At 57.8% G+C, this 263-nt stretch carries 1 protein-coding gene; it reads right to left on the reverse strand.

Going from position 1 to position 263, the window contains the following annotated elements:
• Nucleotides 1–263, reverse strand: a 263-nt coding sequence (locus tag FVA95_RS29955) for a glycine betaine ABC transporter substrate-binding protein (protein WP_304627196.1), incomplete at both ends; no start/stop codon positions are given.

Below are 263 nucleotides of genomic sequence, written 5' to 3' on the forward strand. Positions count from 1 at the left end.
TTCGACACCCTGGCCAGTTGGGCACGTGCCTTGTCGTCAACCTTCTTACGTAAAAGTGGGACGACGTTCTGCGGCACGAGGAGATGCTTGGGGTCGGAGAGGACGACGAGGTGCTGTTCCTTAATCGCTGGGGTCGTTGTGTAGAGGTCAACGAGATCAACCGTCCCCGAGGTCAGTGCCTTAACGGTGAGCGGGCCCGAGGAATCTGATAGGGCGGTGAACTTGACTATGGAGGATGGTACGCCGTATGCCTTCGTCAACCC

It is taken from the genome of Pseudonocardia sp. EV170527-09 (genome assembly GCF_008369905.1).
Taxonomy (GTDB): domain Bacteria; phylum Actinomycetota; class Actinomycetes; order Mycobacteriales; family Pseudonocardiaceae; genus Pseudonocardia.